Source organism: Mesorhizobium sp. CNPSo 4671, from assembly GCF_057784245.1.
In genome coordinates, this window is the sequence record NZ_JBWLUW010000005.1 from 1 (window position 1) to 17,656 (window position 17,656).

Below are 17,656 nucleotides of genomic sequence, written 5' to 3' on the forward strand. Positions count from 1 at the left end.
CCGACCTTGGCGGTGGCGGCGACTGCAGCGCGCACTTCTTCCAGCGGCAGGCTTGTCTTGTCCAGTTGATCGAGCGAGGAGGCATCGGCATCGACCGGCAGCAGCCGGTTGTCGCCGGAGATTTCAACGCCATGGCCGGAGAAATAGACGAGCGCCACATCGGCGCCCTTGGCATCGTCGCGAAAGTCGTCGAGCGCGCGCCGCATGCGCCGCAGATCACGGTCGGTTTCGAGCACCACCTCGAAACCGAGCTTCTTCAGCGCCGCTTGCATCGCCTCGCCGTCATGGATGGGATTGGCGAGCGGCCGCACCAGCCGGTAGTCGTCCTCCGCCATGACCAATGCCACGCGCCGCTCCGCCACGGCAGTGGCGGTCGCCGACAAGAACAGCAGCAAGGCAAGCAGCAAACGCAAATCGAACCGCCCCCGGGCTCAGTCGCGTGCTGACAATTCCACCTCTTTATGGCGCGAGCAAGCCGGGCATTTGGTCAGAACCGGCTCTTTCAGCCAGCGCGCAGCGGTTTCAATGCTTCGCTCCAGCGCAACAACTCGTCCAGCATGGCCTTGGCGCCGCCCGCCACCTGTTCGCTGGCGCTGAAGGCGCCGTTTTCGTCGAGCAGTTTCTGGTACATCGGCAGCGCGACGCCCTCGGGGATCGGCATGATCCCCACCGCGGCCAGCAGCGGCTTCAGCGCCTGCGCCGCGCGCAAGCCGCCGGAAACGCCGCCATAGCTGAGGATGGCGGCGGGCTTGTATTTCCATTCTCGCAGCAGGTAGTCGACGGCGTTGACGATCGCCGGGGCTGCGAAATAATTGTACTCCGGCGCCACGAAGACGAAGGCGTCGGCGGCGTCGATCGCCTTCGACCAGGCCTTGGTGTGATCGTTCTGGTAGTTGCCAAGCCTTGGATGATGCGGCTCGTCCAGCACCGGCAGGTGGAACGCGGCAATGTCGGTCAGCACCGGCTCGAATTTCCCGTGTTCGCGCGCGAACGTCTCCAGCCATTCGGCAAAAACCGGTCCGGCGCGGCCCGGCCGCGTGCTGCCGATGATGATGTTCAACTGGTGCTTCAAGGCAGGCTCCCTTGTCAGGCGGTATCTGTTGGTGACTGTCACTACGGCAGAGTGTTCCGGCGGGCAAGGCGGGACGCCTGGTGGCGCGGTCACGATCGAATGAACAGACCATCTGCTTGGTGCCGTGAATTGCCTGCCGTTCGGTCACATGGACGCCCGGATCGCCAGCCACTACATTGAGGGTAGCAGCGGAGCACTTCATGGACACTCAGCCCGCCCCATTTGTCCCGCCCGCACCGAAGCCGCGCACCTCGCCGCCTTCGACGCTGGAGATGATCCGCATCGTCTACCGCAACCCGCTCGAACTGTGGGGCGAGCCGACCTACAACGAGCCCTGGATATCGGTGAATGGTGTTGGCGGGCATCTGGTCATCGCCAACGATCCCGGCCTCATTCGCCATGTGCTGGTCGACAATGCCAAGAACTACAAGATGGCGACGGTGCGCCAGAAGATCCTGCGGCCGATCCTGCGCGATGGACTGCTGACCGCCGAGGGCGAGGTGTGGAAGCGGTCGCGCAAGGCGATGGCGCCGGTGTTCACGCCACGCCATATCTTCGGCTTTGCCCAGCCGATGCTGAAACGCACCAAGGAGTTCGTCACCCGGTACGAACAGGGCGGCACATCCGACATCGCCCATGACATGACATTGCTCACCTACGACATCCTTGCCGAGACGCTGTTCTCCGGCGAGATAGCGGGCGAGCCGGGCAGTTTCGCCAACGAGATCGACCGCTTGTTCGAGACCATGGGCCGTGTCGATCCGCTCGATCTGCTGCGTGCGCCCGACTGGCTGCCGCGGCTCACCCGCATCCGTGGCCGCAAGACCATGGCCTATTTCCGCAAGATCGTCACCGACACCGTCAAGATGCGCGAGGAGCGTTTCAAGCGTGATCCCGATGCGGTGCCGCAGGACTTCCTCACGCTGCTGCTGAAGGCCGAAGGCCCCGACGGGCTGACGCGCTCGGAAGTCGAGGACAACATCATCACCTTCATCGGCGCCGGCCATGAGACCACCGCGCGGGCGCTGGGCTGGACGCTTTATTGCCTGGCCGAATCGCCGTGGGAGCGCAACCGCGTCGAGCAGGAGATCGACGAGGTGTTGGCGCGCGAGCCCGATCCGACGAAATGGCTGGATGCGATGCCGTTGACCCGCGCTGCTTTCGACGAGGCGCTTCGGCTCTATCCGCCGGCGCCCTCGATCAACCGCGAGCCGATCGTGCCGGAGATGTGGAAGGATCTTTATATCCCCAAGCACGCGGCCGTGCTGGTAATGCCCTGGGTCGTCCACCGCCACAGGAAGCTGTGGGACAGGCCCGATGCCTTCCTGCCCGAGCGGTTCCACCCGGGAAACCGCGAAAAGATCGACCGCTTCCAGTATCTGCCGTTTGGCGCCGGCCCGCGCGTCTGCATCGGCGCCAGCTTCGCCATGCAGGAGGCGATCATCGCGCTCGCCATCTTGTTGTCGCGCTTCCGCTTCGACACCACGGCCGAGACCAAGCCTTGGCCGGTGCAGAAATTGACGACGCAACCGCAAGGCGGCCTGCCTATGCAAGTCACGCCCCGCCATCGTTGAGGGGCAGTCCTCTTCTGGAAATTATGCCACGGGTTTGCGCTGCTGGAACTGGCCGGCGGCGCGGAAGCGCCAGAGGTAGCTCGGCAGGATCGTCGCGATCGATTGCGGCTGGATGCCGAGCCCGGCGAGTGTCCGGTTGGCCTTGGCGGCGGCCTCAGAAACGATGTTGTGCTCGCGCAGCTGCATCACCTGATCCTTGGTCAGCAGCGGATTGGGCAACAGGCCGAGGATCGAGGCCTGGATGTTGGCGACCCACCACGGCACCGGAACCAAGAGGCGCTTGCGCTCGATCACGGTGAGCAGCTCTTCCATGCACTCCTTGAAGGTGAGCACATTGGGGCCGCCGAGTTCGTAGATCTGGCCGCCATTGATCTTGCCGTCGACCGAGCGCGCCACCGCCTCGGCGACGTCGCCGACATAAACCGGCTGGAATTTGGTCTGGCCGCCGCCGATCAGCGGCAGCACCGGCGAATAGCGCGCCATATTGGCGAAGCGGTTAAAGAAACTGTCCTCCGGGCCGAAAATGATCGATGGCCGGAAGATTACCGCGTTGGCGATCGTCTCCAGCACGGCCTTCTCGCCAAGCGCCTTGGTGCGGGCGTAGTCCGATTCGGAGTCCGCGTCGGCGCCAAGCGCGGAAATATGGGTCAGCCCTGCACCAACGGAGCGCGCCGCTTCGGCGATGGCGCGGGAGCCGAACTCGTGCACGGCGGAGAATTTCTGCCGGCCGGTCTCATGCAGGATGGCAACCAGGTTGACGACATGGTCGGCGCCTTGCACGGCACGGTCGACCGACCAGCGCATGCGCACATTGGCCTGCACCGGCTGGATCTGGCCGACATTGCCGAGCGGCTGCAGATGGCCGGCAAGGTCGGGCCGCCGGCAGGCGACCCGGATGCGGTAGCCGCGCTTGGCCAGCGCGCGCACGACATGGCGGCCGACAAAGCCAGACCCGCCAAAGACGACGACGAGCTTTGGGGTCTGCAGGATTTCGGTCATGGCTGGCTCCGGCGCACGTTCCAGATGGCTTGGCTGAAGCCGTTTCATAGTCGGTTTTGCGCCAAAGGCAAAGGGTGACGCGTCGTCGCGTCACCCTTGTCTGCGTCAGGACAGAAGCGCTTCAGAACGCCTTGCCGATACGGGCGTCGACCGAGTGACGGTTGCCGCCGCGAATGACGAAGAAGAGCAGGATCGCGGCCCACAAAAGCGACTTTTCGGCACCCGAAAAACCCTGGCCCATGGTGACCCAGTGGAACCAGACCGTCACCAGCAGCACGAACAGGCCGGCAAAGGCGGCCGGGCGCGTCAAAAACCCGATGGCGATGAAAATGCCGCCGAAAAACTCGGTGCAGGCCAGTAGCAACGACCACAAGGCGCCGGGATAGAAACCGAGGCCTTCGACCATCTCGGCGGCACCGAAAGGATTGGTGATCTTTTGCGAGCCATGGATGGTGAGGAACGCGCCGGCGACGACGCGCAGCACGGTTTCGCCGGCGTCATGCAGCGACGAATATAGGCGGCCAAGCGCCGGAATGATCAATCTTTCGCGGGAAGCGTCGGTGGTTACGGACATCGTAGCTCCTGTCTGAGTGAACACCCCTCGCAAACGCCCGATGGTCCCCGTCAAGTCAAGTTAATAAAAGTTAACTTTCGTGGTCATGTTTATAGGGACGCAGGACGAAACGCAGAAAACCCCGCCGAAGCGGGGTTTTCCGGGTGAGGTTCATGTCGAAACCAGGGTGCAACGAGGCGGCCTGACCTGAGACGGTATCGGCGTGGCGTGAGACGCCCGCCCCAGCCCTGGACGCATCCGACAGAAGACACCGACCGGGCAAACCCAACCCGGACAATCATTGGTCGTGCGGACGCACGGGAAGGTTCACAAGGCGCGGAAAAATTCTTCGATTGCTTCAGGCCGAATAGCGCTCGGCGAATTCGGAAATACGCTGCACCACCGCCTTGGGCGCGGTGATGCCGCGCGCCTGCGCCTTCTCGGCGGCTTCCGCCCGGGCTCGGCCCGGCACATGCACGCCATAGCGGCGGCGCAGGCGGTCGAGCTGGTCCTTCATGCGCTGTTCGAAATCCGGATCGAGCAGCTTGGGTTCGACGGCAAGCACGAACAGGCCGGTTCCGGGGCTGTTCGGCCCGCCGCTGAACCAGGGCGCGTCGAGCGACCAGTTGGCGCCCGACAGGCCGGCCGCCAGCACTTCGACCATCAGTGCGATGTTGGCGCCGCGTTGGCCGCCAAAGGCAAGCATGGCGCCCTTCATGGCGGCCGCCGGGTCGGTGGTCGGGTTGCCGCTCGCATCCAGCGCCCAGCCTTCGGGGATTTTCTTGCCGTCTTCGGCCGCCTTGCGGATGTTGACGAAGGCGGTGGCGCTCGACGACTGGTCGATGACCAGCGGGGCGCCGTCGGCGGCGGGAGCGGCAAACGACATCGGATTGGTGCAGTAGACCGGCTTGACCGAGCCCGAGCCGGCCAGCACGGCCGGGCCGTTGGTCGCGGCGAAGGACACCAGCCCCTGCTGGGCAAGGCGCCCAGTGAAATAGCCGAGCGCGCCGCACGTATAGGCGTTCTTCTGCGAGAAGATGGCGACGCCGAACAGTCTTGCCGCCTTGGCAAGGTCGTCGATCGTACGGTCGAAGCCGGTATGCGCCAGCCCGCCGCGTGCGTCGGAGAGATAGACCGCCAGCGCCGGCCTCGTGATCACCGGATCGGCATTGCCGTCGATGCGCCCTGCCTCCAGCGCTTCGAGATAATCGATGAAATGCGACAGGCCGACGGTCGAAAGCCCTTCCGCCTCGGCGGCGATGATCGACGCGGTGAGCGACTGCGCCGCCTCCTCATTGGCGCCGGCGCCGAGTGCCGCCATCCGGCACAGTCCTGTCGCTTGGTCGAGAGAGAGTTGCATCGTGGACGCCTTGGTGAACAGTGAATGGTGAATAGTGAATGGCCGTCTTAGACGAGGGCGCGAAAATTGCGACCATTTACCACTTACTATTCACCGTTCACTAGCCGACCTTGACCGGAATCCGCGCCTCGATCCGGCTGAGGGCCAGGACCAGAATGCCGGTGATCGCCATATAGATCAACGCCAGCAGCAGCAAGGGCTCGTAGGTGAGGTAGGTGTCCTGCCGCACCTTGCCAGCGACGGCGAAGATATCGATGACGCTGATCGTCGCCACCAGCGGCGTCGACTTCAACTGCAGCACGGTCTCGCCGGTCAGCGTCGGCAGCGCGCGGTAGAAGGCCTGCGGCAGCCAGATGCGCCGGAAGATCTTCCAGCGGCTCATGCCGAAGGCGCGGGCGGCTTCCAACTGTCCCTTGGGCACGCCGGCAAAGGCGCCGCGCATCACTTCGCCCTCGTAACCGGCAAAGGACAGGGTCAGCGCCACAACGCCGTACGGCCATGCCTGTCTGAGATAGGGCCACATCCAGGAATCGCGGATCCATGGATATTGCGGGAACAGCGAGCCCAGCCCGTAGTAGAGCAGCCACAGTTGCAACAGCAGCGGCGTGCCGCGGATGATGGTGCAGAAGACTTTCGCCGGTGCCGCAACCCAGATCGAACCGGCGGCCTGCGCCAGCCCGACCGGCACGGCGATCAGGAAGCCGAGCGCGCAGGTGACGGCCAGGATCCACAGGGCGCGCCAGATGCCCATCAGGCCCATTTCCCAATATTGCGGCAGCCAATCCCAGCGCATGAAAAACGCGGCCGACAACACCAGCCCGAGCGCGATCAGGATGAGGACGACGCGATGCGGCTGCAGCCAGAGCGAGGTGCGCGCTGCCGTGTTGATGATGGCTGCTTCGCCCGCCATCAGCGTGCCTCCTTGATCGAAGGCATGCCGCGCCGGGCCCATTTCTCGGCACGGCCAAGCAGGAAGTTCGAAAACAGCGTCACCGCGAGATAGAGCACGCCGGCGGCGAGATAGAAGATCAGATAGGCTTTGGTGACGCCTGCCGCCTGCCGTGTCGCAAGCGTCAGCTCGAAGAAGCCGACGACGGCCAGCAGCGCGGTGTCCTTGGTCGCGATCAGCCACAGATTGGCGAGACCTGGAATGGCAAAGGGCAGCATCGCCGGCAGCGTGATGCGCCGCAGGAGAAGGCCGGGAGACATGCCGAAGGCGCGGGCGGCTTCGATCTGGCCCTGCGGGATGGCGAGGATCGCGCCGCGCATGACCTCCGTCGAATAGGCGCCCTGGCAGAAGCCGAGCACGGCTATGCCGGCCGCCAGCCCGCTAATATCGACACGCTGGTAACCGATCGCGGTCAGCACCTGGTTTATCAGGTCGGTGCCGGCATAATAGAGCAACAGGATCAGCACCAGTTCCGGCACGGCGCGCACCACGGTGGTGTAGACCGCGAGCAGGTCGCGCACGACCGGTCCGCCGTAAAGCTTGCCATAGGCACCGCAGATCCCGATGAGCAGGCCGACGATCGTAGCGCCGACGGCAATCTCCAGCGAATGCAGCAGCCCGAGCATGAGTGTGTCGCCCCAGCCGACGGGCGCGGGCGAGAGAAGTTCGATGATGCCGGCCGCCGAGGCCGAAAGGAATGCGTCGATCAGCTTTGCCCCCGGATTGCTGGCGTCAGCCGCTGGCCATTTTCGTCAGCGAAAGCGTGCGTGGACAGGTTCAGGCGAAACCGCACGGCGCACGATGCGCCGCGCGGTCACAAGCTCAGGCTTGCTGATCAGTTCGACTGCGCTCCGCCGCCACCGTAAATGTCGAAATCGAAGTATTTCTTCGAGATCTCGTCATATTTGCCGTTGGAGCGGATGGCCTTGATGCCGGCGTTGATCTTTGCCTTCAGGTCGGTGTCTTCCTTGCGCACGCCGGCGCCGACACCCGGTCCAAGCACTTCGTCGTCCGGCGCCACCATGCCCTTCAGGTCGCAGCAGGCCTTGCCCTGGTCGGACTTGAGGAATTCGCCAAGCGCGATGGAGTCGGCCTGCACCGCGTCGAGGCGGCCGGCGGCAAGATCGTTGTTTGCTTCGTCCTGGGTCTGGTATTCCTTGATCTCGGAAGCCGTGGCGCCGAAATGCTTCTTGGCGTAGACGGCGTGCACGGTCGACACCTGGACGCCGATGACCTTGCCCTTCAGGTCGTCGGGCGAGGGGCCGAATTTCTGGTCCTTCGGTCCGATGATCGCCGTCGGCGTGTTGTAATATTTGTCCGAGAAGTCGATCGTCTTCTCGCGTTCGGCGGTGATCGACATCGACGAGACGATGAGGTCGATCTTCTTGGTGGTCAGCGCCGGGATGATGCCGTCCCAGGCGACAGGCGTGATGACGCAGTCGAGTTTCTCCTCGGCGCACACGGCGTCGATGAAGTCGATCTCCCAGCCGACCCATTTGCCCGAGGCGTCCGGCGAGGTGAAGGGCGGATACGGCTCGGCGGCGACGCCGATCTTGACCGGATCGGCCTTGGCGACGCCCATGGCGGCGACGCCGAGCAGCAGCGCTGCAGCGAATGTCTTCAGAACAGTCTTCATTTCAAACTCCCAGTTTGTTGTTGGTTCCCGGTTTTCTTCCGTCCCGGCCCGTCCCTAGCCGATGTTGCGGATGAACTGCTTGAGCCTTTCGGATTTCGGTGCGCCGAAGATCTGCTCCGGCGGGCCCTCTTCCTCGACCAGCCCGTTGTAGAGATAGACGACGTGGGTCGCGACCTCGCGGGCAAACTTCATCTCATGGGTGACCAGCACCATGGTGCGGCCTTCGCGTGCCAGGTCGCCGATCACCTTCAGCACCTCTCCGACCAGTTCCGGGTCGAGCGCCGAGGTCGGTTCGTCGAACAGCATGACGCGCGGATTGATGGCAAGCGCGCGGGCGATCGCGGCGCGCTGCTGCTGGCCACCAGACAGGTAGGCGGGGTAGACGTCGCGCTTCTCGGCGAGCCCGACGCGCGCGAGCAGCTTTTCGGCCTGGGCGATCGCCTCGTCGCGCTTGACGCCGAGCACATGCACGGGAACCTCGATGACGTTTTCGATCAGCGTCATGTGGCTCCACAGGTTGAAATTCTGGAACACCATGCCGAGCTTGGAGCGGATGCGCTCGATCTGCCTGCGGTCGGCTGGAACGGTGTGGCCGTGGCTATCGGCCTTCAGTTTGATCTCTTCGCCGTTGACGCGGATGATGCCGCTGGTCGGATTTTCCAGGCAGTTGATGCAGCGCAGCAGCGTCGATTTGCCTGAGCCTGAGCCGCCGATGATGGCGATCACCTCGCCGTCGCGCGCCGACAGCGACACGCCCTTCAGCACGTGCAACTGGCCGAACTTCTTGTGCAGGTTCTCGACATGGATGGCTTCGGCGGCGCCGTCCTGCGCCTTGCCGGATTGGACTGCGGCAGCTTCCACCGCGCTCACCGGGTGACCTCTGTATGGTCGGCGGCAGTTCGTCGAACGTCCATTCGGCTAATCAACATATACGCTGTACTGCCCCGCTCCAGACTTCAGCATGGACCCAACGGCGCGAGCCCGTCAATCCCACTCATTACGGCACTTGCGAGCTTGTTGTGCAAGTGTATAAATAGCCCTCCATGAAATTTTCTCGTTTTTTTTCAGCTAAAAAAGGGCTTCGATGAGCGCTTTCGGATCACAATCCATGGCGGCGCCGCTGCGACGCGTGCTGATGCGGTCGGCGGCGAACGCCATGCGCGACGCGGACAGGGCTGCCTGGCACTATGGCCCAGGATTCAGTCCGGCGAAAGCAGCATCGCAGCACGCGCTCCTTGCGGAACTGGTGGCGGCTTCCGGCGCCGAAATCGAATGGATCGAGGACAAGGCCGATGGGCTTTCGGATTCGGTGTTCACGCACGACCCATCGCTGATGACCGACCGCGGCGCGCTGATTCTGTCCATGGGCAAGCCCTTGCGCGCCAGGGAGCCCTCGCTGCATGAGGAAACCTACAGAAGGCTGGGCATTCCGATCCTCGGCCGCGTCGAGGCTCCTGGCCAGGTCGAAGGTGGTGATTGTGTATGGCTGGATGCCCGCACGCTGGTGATCGGGCGCGGTGTCCGCTCCAACCAGGAAGGCATTCAGCAGGTTTCCAACCTACTGACGCCGCTGGGCGTTTCCGTCTATGGCTTTGACCTGCCGCTGTGGCAGGGCGAAGAGGCCTGCCTGCATCTGATGTCGGTGATCAGCCCGCTGGCCGACGACCTCGCTTTGATCTATTCACCGCTTTTGCCGGCCGCGTTCTACCAGATGCTGAAGGCGCGCAACATCCGGCTGGTCGAAGGCGACGCCGCAGAGTTCGCGGCTTCCAACGGCCTCAGCCTGAACGTGCTGCCGACCAGCCCATTCAAGGTCATTGCCGTTGCAGGCTTTCCAAAGACCAAAGCCGCGATGGAAACCGCCGGCTGCACGGTCGAAATCTTCGAGGCGGATGCGCTCTGCATCGCCTGCGAGGGCGGGCCGACATGCCTGACGCGGCCCATCCTGCGCCAATGAATACGCCATCCCGCCGCAGGTTCCGTCGCGAGGGCGAGGAGCGGCGGCGGCAGGATCTGATCGAGGCCACTCTGGACAGCGTGGCGGAACATGGCCTGCAGGGCGCCACCTTGCGCACCATCGCCTTGCGCGCTGGCGTCACCGCCGGGCTGATCCGGCACTATTTTCCCGGCAAGGAAGAATTGCTGCAGGAAGCCTATGCTGCGCTGATGGGCCGCATGACCGAGCAGGCGAAAGCGGCCTTGGTCATGGAAGATGCCTCGCCGCGCCAGCGCCTTGCGGCTTTCGTCACCGCCAACCTCAACGCGCCGATCATCGACGCGCGCGTGTTTTCGCTCTGGGCAACCTTCATCGGCCGCGCCGGTGCGGATCCGGCCCTGGCTCGTGCTCACCGCGAAGGCTACCTTGGCTTTCGCAACGAGGTGGAAGCGGTTGTGGCCGAGGTGCTCGCCGCAGAACAGCGCGAGCCGGACGCAAACCAGTTGCGCCACCATGCCATTGCGATCAACGCGATCATCGACGGGCTCTGGGTAGAAGGCTGCCTGGCCGGCGAGATGTTCTCGCCTGGCGAATTGGCGGCGATTGGCATCAAGACTATCGAGGCCGAACTTGGCCTCGCGCCGGAAAGGGAAAATAATAAATGACAACACTCGGCGAAGCGCTGATCACGCTGCTCGAAGCGCATGGCGTCGACACCGTCTTCGGCATTCCGGGCGTCCACACGGTCGAGCTCTACCGTGGCCTGGCGCGCTCGAAAATCCGCCACGTCACGCCGCGCCACGAACAGGGCGCCGGCTTCATGGCCGACGGCTATGCTCGCGCCAGCGGCAGGCCGGGCGTCGCCTTTGTCATCACCGGGCCGGGGCTGACCAACACCATCACCGCCATGGGTCAGGCGCGCGCCGATTCGGTGCCGATGCTGGTGATTTCGGGCGTCAACGCCATGCCGACGCTGGGCAAGGGGCTGGGCTTCCTACATGAGCTGCCGGACCAGCGCGGCATGATGGAAAAGGTGGCGCTGTTGTCGTTGCGAGTCACCGAGGCCAGCGAATTGCCGGGCGCGCTGGCGCAGGCCTTCGCGCTGTTTTCATCCTCGCGGCCGGGTCCGGTGCACATCGAGATCCCGACCGATGTCATGGTCAAGCCGGCGGACGATATCACGGCACTGCTGAGCAATGCGGCACCGCCGGCGCCGAACGGTGCGGCAATTGCAAGTGCCGCCAAGCTCATCGCCGCCGCGCGCCGTCCGCTGATCCTCGCCGGCGGCGGTGCCAAGGGTGCCGAAGCACCCTTGCGGCGCCTGGCCGAGACACTTGGCGCACCGGTCGTCGAGACCACCAATGCGCGCGGCCTGCTGCATCGCCACCCGCTCTGCGTACCGGCAAGCCCAAGCTTGAAGGCGGTTCGCGCGCTGATGGCCGCGGCCGATCTGGTGATTGCCGCCGGCACCGAATTCGGCCCGACCGACTATGACGGCTATGGCGACGGCGGCTTTGTGCTGCCTTCCAACTTGATTCGCATCGACATCGGCGCCGATCAGCTCGCGCGCCGCCCGGTGACGGTTGGCATCCAGGCCGACTGCGCCGAGGCGATCGAAGCCCTGCTCGCCGCGATCGATCCCGCCAATGCCGCCGCGCCTGACGGTGAGGCACGCGCCGCCGCGGCACGCAAGGCGGCGTTCGCCGAACTCAGCCCGGCCTATGTGGCGCAGGTGCATGCCGTGGAGATGATCCGCGATGCCTTGCCGGGCGCGATCATTGTCGGCGATTCGACGCAGCCGATCTACGCCGCGAACCTCTACTACGACCACGACCGGCCGGCCGGCTGGTTCAATGCCGCCACCGGCTTCGGCGCGCTTGGCTATGGCCCGCCGGCGGCGATCGGCGCCGCCCTTGCCATGCCCGACGTGCCGGTCGTCTGCCTGACCGGCGACGGCGGCTTCCAGTTCACATTGCCGGAACTGGGTGTCGCACTTGATTCCGACGCGCCGGTCGTCTTCGTGGTCTGGAACAACAGGGGTTATCGCGAGATCGAGACCTCGATGCTCGATGTCGGCGTCGAACCCGTCGGCGTCTCGCCGGCGCCGCCGGATTTCTGCAAGCTGGCCGAAGCCTATGGCATATCAGCCGAACGGCTGGCCGAGATCGACGCGTTGCCGCAAGCCCTGAAGCGCGCCAGGGCAACCGGAATGCCCTGCGTCATCGAAATCACGGTCGATTGAAGCCTGCAGGCAAGCGTTGATTGTCCAACCTGCATCAGACCCTTTGCCGGCTCGGCTATTGTGCCGCGACAGCCGCACGGCTGACGGCATCGCCACAATATGCGTTCTGACTCATGCAAAGACGTGACGGCTGCTATGTCGAGATATCAGTTGAGTGATCGCCAGAAAGGCGCGACGCTTCGCGTCGGCGGGGCGCAACAAGCGACAAAATCATAAAAATACGACAGGAGCGGTCCAGGATGACGGAAACACTTCAAGGCAGACATATCGTTGTGACCGGTGGAACCGGCGCGCTCGGCGGTGCGGTGGTTGGCCGGCTGCTGGAACAGGGCGCGATCTGCCATGTGCCGAATGCGCACGCCGCGGCACCCCAGCATTTTCCTTTCGCCGCGCACGAGAATGTCAAGCTGGCGCACAATGTCGACCTGTCGGACTCCGCCAAGGTTGAAAGCTTCTATGCCCAGGTTCCTGCCTTGTGGGGATCGATCCATCTGGCCGGCGGTTTCGCCATGGCGCCGGTGGAAAAGATCGAATCGGCGTCCTTTGCCGAGATGATGGACACCAACGCCCGCACCACCTTCCTGTGCAGCCGCGCCGCCATCCGCTCGATGCTGGCGTCGGGCACATCAGGCCGTATCGTCAATGTGACCGCGCGCGCCGGGCTCGACCCTAGGCGCGGCGCCGGCATGGTCGCCTACACGGCCAGCAAGGCGGCGGTCGCGGCCATGACGGTGGCGATGGCCGAAGAGCTCAAGGCCGAGGGCATCCTGGTCAATGCCGTGGCGCCGTCGACGCTCGACACGCCGGCAAACCGCGCCGACATGCCGGATGCCGATTTCACCAAATGGGTCAGCCTCGAAGCGGCGGCTGAAGCAATCGCCTATCTCGCCTCGCCGGCCAACCAGGCGATGAGCGGAACGCTGGTGCCGCTCTACGGCCGGGCGTAGCCGCGCCCATCGACCTGGCTTTCGCCAAAAGTCGACCTGGCATTCGCCAAAGAAAAACCCCGCCGGATCGCTCCGGCGGGGTTTTGTTTTCGAAGCGAAGGACTTCGCGCTGCGAAGGACTTAGTTGCCCTGCTTCTTCAGCGCGGCACCCAGGATATCGCCCAGCGAAGCGCCGGAGTCGGTCGAGCCGTACTGAGCGACCGCTTCCTTCTCTTCGGCGATTTCCAGCGCCTTGATCGAGACCTGCAGCTTGCGGGTCTTCTTGTCGAAGGCGATGACGCGGGCGTCGACCTTCTGGCCGACAGTGAAGCGCTCGGGGCGCTGCTCGTCGCGGTCGCGGCTCAGGTCGGAGCGCTTGATGAAGGTCTCGATGCCGCTGTCGACCAGCCGCACTTCCAGACCGCCATCCTTGACGCCGATGACTTCGCAGGTGACGACGGCGTTCTTGCGCAGTTCGCCCGAAGTCGCCGCTTCGCCGACCGTGTCGCGGGCCAGCTGCTTGATGCCGAGCGAGATGCGCTCCTTCTCGATGTCGACGTCGAGCACCTGCGCCTTGACCATGTCGCCGCGATTGTACTCTTCGATGACCTGCTCGCCCGGACGGGTCCAGTCGAGGTCGGAGAGGTGCACCATGCCGTCCACGTCGCCTTCGAGGCCGATGAACAGGCCGAACTCGGTCTTGTTCTTAACCTCGCCCTCGACCTGGCTGCCGACCGGATGGCTGCGCGCGAAGGCTTCCCACGGATTCTCAAGCGTCTGCTTGAGGCCAAGCGAGATGCGGCGCTTGGCCGGATCGACCTCGAGCACCACCACGTCGACTTCCTGGGTCGTCGACAGGATCTTGCCGGGATGCACGTTCTTCTTGGTCCACGACATTTCCGAAACGTGGATGAGGCCTTCGATGCCCGGCTCCAGCTCGACGAACGCGCCGTAGTCGGTGATGTTGGTGACGGTGCCCTTGATCTTCTTGCCGATCGGGAACTTGGTGCCGATCTCCGACCACGGATCGCTCTCGAGCTGCTTCATGCCGAGCGAGATGCGGTGGGTTTCCTGGTTGATGCGGATGATCTGCACCTTGACCGTCTGACCGATGTTGAGGATTTCGGTCGGATGGTTGACGCGGCGCCAGGCCATGTCGGTGACATGCAGCAGGCCGTCGATGCCGCCGAGGTCGACGAACGCACCGTAATCGGTGATGTTCTTGACGACGCCTTCGACAACCTGGCCTTCTTCGAGGTTCTGCACGATTTCCGAACGCTGTTCGGCGCGGCTCTCCTCGAGCACGGTGCGGCGCGACACCACGATGTTGCCGCGGCGGCGATCCATCTTGAGGATCTCGAAGGGCTGCGGGTTGTGCATCAGCGGGGAGACGTCGCGGATCGGGCGGATATCGACCTGGCTGCGCGGCAGGAAGGCCACGGCGCCGTCGAGGTCGACGGTGAAGCCGCCCTTGACCTGGTTGAAGATGACGCCTTCGACGCGCTCACCCTTGGTGAACTTCTCTTCGAGACGGACCCAGCTCTCTTCGCGGCGGGCCTTTTCACGGGAAAGCATCGCTTCGCCAAGCGCGTTCTCGATGCGCTCGACATAGACTTCGACGGTGTCACCGACCTTGAGGGTGGTGTCCTTGCCCTTGACGCCGAATTCCTTCAGCGGCACGCGGCCTTCGACCTTGAGGCCGACGTCGATGATGGCCATGTCTTTTTCAATGGCGGTGATGATGCCCTTGACGACCTGGCCTTCGCCGGAATGGCCGGCGGTAAAAGATTCTTCGAGCAGGCTCGCGAAATCATCGCGAGTGGGATTTGCAGCTGACATATTTTCTCCTGGAGTGCCCCGCATCTCTGAGCGGGACGGGCGCCGTGGGTTAGCGTTGCGTTAGCCTGCCGGCGTTCCGGGCTTAAAAAAGCCCTGGGCCGCTTTTAAGCGGCAATTCCGGCGCATGAAGAATGCTGGCAGGCTGGTTCGTGCCCGATATGGGTATTTTCTGCGCTTCCGGCAACGGAAACACGGGAGAAAACCCGGATCAGGCCTTGTTTCTCCTGGCCAGCGCGTCGTCGATGACCGCCATGGCCGCGAGAAACGCGGCTTCTATAGCCATTTCGCTGGTATCAAGCAAGTGCGCGTCGGTGGCCGGCTTCAAGGGCGAGTCGGCACGGCCCATGTCGCGCTCGTCGCGGCGCACGATATCGGCGAGGATTTCGGCGAAATTGGCTGTGCCGCCAATGCTCTCGATCTCGGCTAGCCGGCGCCTGGCGCGCACCTCCGCGCTTGCCGTCACATAGAGTTTGATGTCGGCATCGGGGCATACGACGGTGCCGATGTCGCGCCCGTCCAGCACCGCGCCCGGCGGCGTCTTGGCGAAGTCGCGCTGTTTTTCGACGAGAATGCGCCGCACGGTCGGAAACACCGCGACCTTCGAGGCCGCCTCGCCGACGGCGTGCGCCGACAGCACCGCCCGGTCGAGCTTGGCCAGGTCGACCTGGCGAGCTGCGGTTTCGGCGGCCGAGACATTGTCGAGCGGCAACGCGTGCTGGATCAGCGCATAGGCCACCGCACGATAGGTGAGGCCGGTGTCGAGCAGGTTCAGCCGGTAGTGGTCGGCGAGCCGGCGGGCAAGCGTGCCTTTGCCGGCGCCGGCGGGGCCGTCGATGGCGATGGTGATATGCGAGCTCATGCGGGGTCTCGCTTCAAGCGCTTTGCTCCATTGATGTTCGAAATCCGCCGCTGTGACCTCGGAAGCCTCGAACTGGCTGTCTGCGATTATCTCTTCGAGATCAGGGAAGCCCTCGGTAGAGTTTCTTGTTCCCCCGACTTCGATATCCTCCGATCCATCAATGGCGTTGCCGCGAATGGCGAAACCAACGGATCCATCGGTATAGAATTCTATGGTCCGGTTCTGGAAACTGTCGTCCGCGACTTCATACCAGAGGTGGGACGGCTCCTCCGGTATGTCATGTTTCCAATGGACGTAAACGTATCTCACTCGATCTCCGCGCCCAGCCCCTTCATCAGCCCCATGAACTCCGGAAAGCTCGTCGCGATCATGTTGGCGTCGTCGATGGTCACCGGCTTTTCCGTCGCCAGCCCCATCACCAGAAAACTCATGGCGATGCGGTGGTCGAGATGCGTCTTCACGGTGGTGTCCAGACCATTGGGATGCCTGCCCAGCCCCTTGCCGCCCGGCCTGCCGCGCACCGCAAGCGACGCCTCGCCTTCGGTGCAGTCGACGCCGTTGAGCTTCAGCCCGTTGGCGACGGCCGACAGCCGGTCGGATTCCTTCACCCGCAATTCTTCCAGCCCCTGCATCAGCGTTTCGCCTTCGGCGAAGCTCGCGGCGACGGCCAGCACCGGGTACTCGTCGATCATCGACGGGGCCCGCTCGGGCGGCACGATGACGCCCTTGAGCTCGGAATAACGGACGCGCAGATCGGCGACATCCTCGCCGCCGGCATTACGCGGGTTCAAAACGTCGATCTGGCCGCCCATCTCCTGCAGCGTCAGCAAAAGCCCGGTACGGGTCGGGTTCATCAGCACGTTCTCGATGACGATGTCCGAACCCGGCACGATCAGCGCGGCCACCAGCGGGAAGCCGGCCGAGGACGGGTCGCCCGGCACGGCGATCGTCTGTCCGGTCAGCTTGCCCTGGCCCTCGATGAAGATATGGCGCACGCCGCGCTCGTCGGTCTCGACCGACAGATTGGCGCCAAAACCCTTGAGCATCTTTTCGGTATGGTCGCGCGTCATCACAGGCTCGATGACGGTGGTGATGCCTGGCGTGTTGAGGCCGGCGAGCAGCACCGCCGACTTCACCTGCGCCGAGGCCATCGGCACGCGGTAGGTTATCGGGGCGGCGTGCTTGGGGCCATGCAGCGTGATCGGCATGCGGTCGCCGGGCGTCGCCTTCAGCACCTGTACGCCCATCTGGCGCAGCGGCTCGAGCACGCGGCCCATCGGCCGACCGGACAGCGAGGCGTCGCCGATGAAGGTGGTTTCCATGTCATAGGTGCCGACAAGGCCCATGGTCAGCCGCGAGCCGGTGCCGGCATTGCCAAAGTCGAGCGGCCCTTCCGGCTGCAGCAGCGCACCGTTGCCGGTGCCGCGGATGACCCACTCAGTGCCGCGCTTTTCGATATGCGCGCCCATCGCTTTCATGGCCGCGCCCGTGCGCATCACATCCTCGCCCTCGAGCAGGCCGGTGATGCGGGTTTCGCCGGAGGCGAGACCGCCGAACATGAAGGAGCGATGCGAGATCGACTTGTCGCCCGGCACGCGGGCGGTGCCGGAAAGGGCTTGAGATTTGCGGGCGGTGGCCGGCTTGGCAGCGGCGGCGTGAGACATGGAATTTCCCTGGACGGAATGCCGGCGGGCCGGCGCTTTTCATTTGT

Annotated in this window: 17 protein-coding genes and 1 pseudogene; 5 read left to right on the top strand and 13 right to left on the bottom strand. The window is 64.2% G+C overall.

The features are described 5' to 3' along the window. Both AC04SF_RS15965 and AC04SF_RS15970 read right to left on the bottom strand, forming a co-directional pair. Positions 1–413 (bottom strand): caspase family protein (locus AC04SF_RS15965; protein WP_488478623.1); only part of this gene is annotated, 413 nt, incomplete at its 3' end. An 89-nt stretch (positions 414–502) separates the two neighbouring features. Further along, positions 503–1,072 carry an NADPH-dependent FMN reductase gene (locus AC04SF_RS15970; protein WP_488478624.1) on the bottom strand — a complete coding sequence of 190 codons (570 nt, stop codon included), beginning with the start codon at positions 1,070–1,072 and terminating at the stop codon, positions 503–505. 200 nt (positions 1,073–1,272) lie between these two features. Here AC04SF_RS15970 and AC04SF_RS15975 point away from each other — a divergent pair, with 200 nt between their 5' ends. Further along, the gene (locus tag AC04SF_RS15975; RefSeq protein WP_096452920.1) at positions 1,273–2,646 is read left to right on the top strand and encodes a cytochrome P450; all 1,374 of its coding nucleotides are present in this window, start codon (positions 1,273–1,275) and stop codon (positions 2,644–2,646) included. Positions 2,647–2,667: 21 nt separating this feature from the next. Here the strand turns inward: AC04SF_RS15975 and AC04SF_RS15980 are convergent, their stop codons facing one another. The 7 genes from AC04SF_RS15980 to AC04SF_RS16010 all read right to left on the bottom strand — a co-directional run bounded on the left by AC04SF_RS15980 (position 2,668) and on the right by AC04SF_RS16010 (position 9,013). Next, positions 2,668–3,645, bottom strand: a complete 978-nt coding sequence (locus AC04SF_RS15980; protein ID WP_096458386.1) for a complex I NDUFA9 subunit family protein — start codon at positions 3,643–3,645, stop codon at positions 2,668–2,670. 121 nt (positions 3,646–3,766) lie between these two features. Next, positions 3,767–4,219: a DoxX family protein gene (locus tag AC04SF_RS15985; RefSeq protein ID WP_488478625.1), complete on the bottom strand. Its 453-nt coding sequence runs from the start codon at positions 4,217–4,219 to the stop codon at positions 3,767–3,769. 337 nt (positions 4,220–4,556) lie between these two features. After that, positions 4,557–5,558, bottom strand: coding sequence for an Ldh family oxidoreductase (locus tag AC04SF_RS15990; protein ID WP_488478626.1), 1,002 nt, complete (start codon positions 5,556–5,558; stop codon positions 4,557–4,559). Between the two features lie 100 nt (positions 5,559–5,658). Further along, positions 5,659–6,468: an ABC transporter permease gene (locus AC04SF_RS15995; RefSeq protein ID WP_488478627.1), complete on the bottom strand. Its 810-nt coding sequence runs from the start codon at positions 6,466–6,468 to the stop codon at positions 5,659–5,661. Next, positions 6,468–7,133 (bottom strand): ABC transporter permease, encoded by a 666-nt coding sequence (locus AC04SF_RS16000; RefSeq protein WP_488478628.1) that lies wholly within the window; start codon positions 7,131–7,133, stop codon positions 6,468–6,470. The genes AC04SF_RS15995 and AC04SF_RS16000 overlap by 1 nt, the downstream gene beginning before the upstream one ends. A 209-nt stretch (positions 7,134–7,342) precedes the next feature. After that, positions 7,343–8,143: a transporter substrate-binding domain-containing protein gene (locus tag AC04SF_RS16005; protein ID WP_488478629.1), complete on the bottom strand. Its 801-nt coding sequence runs from the start codon at positions 8,141–8,143 to the stop codon at positions 7,343–7,345. A 54-nt stretch (positions 8,144–8,197) separates the two neighbouring features. Then, a complete protein-coding gene (locus tag AC04SF_RS16010; RefSeq protein ID WP_488478630.1) occupies positions 8,198–9,013 on the bottom strand; it encodes an ABC transporter ATP-binding protein in 816 nt (271 codons plus the stop codon). A 214-nt stretch (positions 9,014–9,227) separates the two neighbouring features. On the opposite strand from AC04SF_RS16010, the gene AC04SF_RS16015 reads away from it, so the two are divergent. The 4 genes from AC04SF_RS16015 (at position 9,228) to AC04SF_RS16030 (ending at position 13,268) form a co-directional block, all read left to right on the top strand. Further along, positions 9,228–10,100 carry a dimethylarginine dimethylaminohydrolase family protein gene (locus tag AC04SF_RS16015; RefSeq protein WP_488478631.1) on the top strand — a complete coding sequence of 291 codons (873 nt, stop codon included), beginning with the start codon at positions 9,228–9,230 and terminating at the stop codon, positions 10,098–10,100. Next, a complete protein-coding gene (locus tag AC04SF_RS16020) occupies positions 10,097–10,744 on the top strand; it encodes a TetR family transcriptional regulator C-terminal domain-containing protein (protein WP_488478632.1) in 648 nt (215 codons plus the stop codon). The genes AC04SF_RS16015 and AC04SF_RS16020 overlap by 4 nt, the downstream gene beginning before the upstream one ends. Continuing rightward, on the top strand, positions 10,741–12,321 hold the full coding sequence (locus tag AC04SF_RS16025) for a 5-guanidino-2-oxopentanoate decarboxylase (RefSeq protein ID WP_488478633.1): 1,581 nt from the start codon (positions 10,741–10,743) through the stop codon (positions 12,319–12,321). Before AC04SF_RS16020 ends, AC04SF_RS16025 begins: the two co-directional genes overlap by 4 nt. A gap of 239 nt (positions 12,322–12,560) precedes the next feature. Further along, positions 12,561–13,268 (top strand): SDR family NAD(P)-dependent oxidoreductase, encoded by a 708-nt coding sequence (locus AC04SF_RS16030; RefSeq protein WP_488478634.1) that lies wholly within the window; start codon positions 12,561–12,563, stop codon positions 13,266–13,268. Between the two features lie 120 nt (positions 13,269–13,388). Here the strand turns inward: AC04SF_RS16030 and rpsA are convergent, their stop codons facing one another. The 4 genes and pseudogenes from rpsA to aroA all read right to left on the bottom strand — a co-directional run bounded on the left by rpsA (position 13,389) and on the right by aroA (position 17,609). Then, a complete protein-coding gene (gene rpsA, locus AC04SF_RS16035) occupies positions 13,389–15,086 on the bottom strand; it encodes a 30S ribosomal protein S1 (protein ID WP_096452929.1) in 1,698 nt (565 codons plus the stop codon). A 208-nt stretch (positions 15,087–15,294) separates the two neighbouring features. After that, positions 15,295–15,945 carry a (d)CMP kinase gene (gene cmk / locus AC04SF_RS16040; protein ID WP_488478922.1) on the bottom strand — a complete coding sequence of 217 codons (651 nt, stop codon included), beginning with the start codon at positions 15,943–15,945 and terminating at the stop codon, positions 15,295–15,297. A 27-nt stretch (positions 15,946–15,972) separates the two neighbouring features. Continuing rightward, a pseudogene (locus AC04SF_RS16045) lies at positions 15,973–16,254 on the bottom strand (DUF6881 domain-containing protein); the annotation flags it as partial. Then, on the bottom strand, positions 16,251–17,609 hold the full coding sequence (aroA, locus tag AC04SF_RS16050) for a 3-phosphoshikimate 1-carboxyvinyltransferase (RefSeq protein WP_488478635.1): 1,359 nt from the start codon (positions 17,607–17,609) through the stop codon (positions 16,251–16,253). The gene aroA and the pseudogene AC04SF_RS16045, both read right to left, overlap by 4 nt. Positions 17,610–17,656: the final 47 nt, after the last annotated feature.

Bases quoted from the DNA above. Each gene is read 5' to 3' on its own strand.
- AC04SF_RS15975 (WP_096452920.1), top strand. From the start codon at position 1,273: ATGGACACTCAGCCCGCCCCATTTGTCCCGCCCGCACCGAAGCCGCGC.
- AC04SF_RS15980 (WP_096458386.1), bottom strand. From the start codon at position 3,645: ATGACCGAAATCCTGCAGACCCCAAAGCTCGTCGTCGTCTTTGGCGGG.
- AC04SF_RS15985 (WP_488478625.1), bottom strand. From the start codon at position 4,219: ATGTCCGTAACCACCGACGCTTCCCGCGAAAGATTGATCATTCCGGCG.
- AC04SF_RS15990 (WP_488478626.1), bottom strand. From the start codon at position 5,558: ATGCAACTCTCTCTCGACCAAGCGACAGGACTGTGCCGGATGGCGGCA.
- AC04SF_RS15995 (WP_488478627.1), bottom strand. From the start codon at position 6,468: ATGGCGGGCGAAGCAGCCATCATCAACACGGCAGCGCGCACCTCGCTC.
- AC04SF_RS16000 (WP_488478628.1), bottom strand. From the start codon at position 7,133: ATGCTCGGGCTGCTGCATTCGCTGGAGATTGCCGTCGGCGCTACGATC.
- AC04SF_RS16005 (WP_488478629.1), bottom strand. From the start codon at position 8,143: ATGAAGACTGTTCTGAAGACATTCGCTGCAGCGCTGCTGCTCGGCGTC.
- AC04SF_RS16015 (WP_488478631.1), top strand. From the start codon at position 9,228: ATGAGCGCTTTCGGATCACAATCCATGGCGGCGCCGCTGCGACGCGTG.
- AC04SF_RS16020 (WP_488478632.1), top strand. From the start codon at position 10,097: ATGAATACGCCATCCCGCCGCAGGTTCCGTCGCGAGGGCGAGGAGCGG.
- AC04SF_RS16025 (WP_488478633.1), top strand. From the start codon at position 10,741: ATGACAACACTCGGCGAAGCGCTGATCACGCTGCTCGAAGCGCATGGC.
- AC04SF_RS16030 (WP_488478634.1), top strand. From the start codon at position 12,561: ATGACGGAAACACTTCAAGGCAGACATATCGTTGTGACCGGTGGAACC.
- rpsA (WP_096452929.1), bottom strand. From the start codon at position 15,086: ATGTCAGCTGCAAATCCCACTCGCGATGATTTCGCGAGCCTGCTCGAA.
- cmk (WP_488478922.1), bottom strand. From the start codon at position 15,945: ATGAGCTCGCATATCACCATCGCCATCGACGGCCCCGCCGGCGCCGGC.
- aroA (WP_488478635.1), bottom strand. From the start codon at position 17,609: ATGTCTCACGCCGCCGCTGCCAAGCCGGCCACCGCCCGCAAATCTCAA.